We start from the raw sequence: 1,577 nt of genomic DNA, 5'->3' as shown, positions 1-1,577 counted from the left end.
AAATTCCGTCCGATTCATATAAGAAATCTCAATGTAGAAGAGACAAGTGATGAAACACCGCTCGCTATAAAGGAAAGTTTTAATATAGAGCGCAGCAAAATATTGGATGAGGTCAACCAAGAAATAACGAATAAACAAAAGCAACTGCAATTAGAAGTGGAAAATACTAAGCAACAAATTCAACAGGATTTAAATGAATGGAATAACCAGAAGCTCAGCTATCAACAAAGTGCTTACGAAGAAGGATTTGCGCAAGGTGTAGAAGAAGGTAGGCAAAAGGCACTGGCTGACATGCAAAGTTCACTAAAAACAGCCAACGAAGCGATGCAAACAGCATATGAAAATGCTGCTGCCTATCTACAGCAACAAGAGCAAGTAATTCTTGAATTGAGTATTCGAAATGCAGAGCGAATTATTGGGGTTAAATTAGAGGAAGATCACGATTTATTTTTGTCTATTGTTCAAAGGGGCTTAAAGGAAGCTCGTGAAATGAAAGAAATAAAAATATATGTTTCCCCGTATTATTTCAATCTAGTATCTAAAAATCGAGAAGAGCTTGCTTCGATCTTCCCAATAGACGTGCCATTTATGATTTTCGTGGACGAGGAAATGAATGATACAGATTGTTATATTGAAACAAATCATGGTCGAATAGTTGTAAGTATTGATGAACAAGTAAAAGAGTTAAGACGTAAGCTTGTTGATATTCTTGAAAGCATGGAGTGAGAGTAATGAAAGCAATCGATTTAATCCAACAAATACCAAAAGTCTCTACTTTTAAAAAGTACGGCCGTGTAAATCGTGTAGTTGGATTAATGATTGAGTCGCAAGGCCCCGAGAGCTCTATTGGAGATGTATGTAAAATCCATATTAATTCTGCTAAAAATGGTCCATCTGTCATTCTTGCTGAAGTAGTAGGCTTTAAAGAAGAAACTGTAGTCTTGATGCCTTATACAAATATACGTGAAATTTCCACAGGGTGTTTAGTAGAAGGAACAAACAGTTCTTTAGAAATAAAAGTAGGTCCTGAGTTAATTGGGAAAGTACTTGATTCCATGGGTAATCCTATAGATGGAACCGTACTACCTAAGGGCTTAAGTACGGTTGGTACCGAACAAGATCCCCCAAATCCTTTAACAAGACCACCTATTCATGAGCAAATTGAGGTGGGTGTGAAGGCGATTGATGGTATGCTTACAGTCGGAAAGGGACAAAGGGTTGGTATTTTTGCTGGTTCAGGTGTAGGTAAAAGTACCCTGCTCGGAATGATTGCAAGAAATACGAATGCAGACTTAAACGTGATTGCCCTTATTGGAGAACGTGGCAGAGAGGTTCGAGAGTTTATTGAACGTGATCTTGGCAAAGAAGGATTGGAAAGGTCAATCGTGGTAGCTGCGACTTCTGACCAGCCAGCTCTTATGCGTATTAAGGGAGCATTTACTGCAACAGCTATTGCGGAGTATTTTCGTGATAAAGGCTTAAATGTCATGCTCATGATGGATTCGGTTACTCGAGTAGCGATGGCTCAAAGAGAAATAGGATTAGCAGTTGGTGAACCTCCAGCTACAAGAGGATAT

At 38.7% G+C, this 1,577-nt stretch carries 2 protein-coding genes; both read left to right on the top strand.

Annotation, left to right across the window (positions count from 1 at the left end):
* Positions 1-726: flagellar assembly protein FliH (fliH, locus tag AC06OU_RS00535; RefSeq protein ID WP_475853380.1), on the top strand; the 726-nt coding region annotated here is incomplete at its 5' end.
* Between the two features lie 5 nt (positions 727-731).
* Positions 732-1,577: FliI/YscN family ATPase (locus AC06OU_RS00530; RefSeq protein ID WP_475853378.1), on the top strand; the 846-nt coding region annotated here is incomplete at its 3' end.

It is taken from the genome of Psychrobacillus sp., from assembly GCF_056205495.1.
Note: the sequence above shows the minus strand (reverse complement) of the source record. Positions and strands in the feature narration are given on the sequence as shown.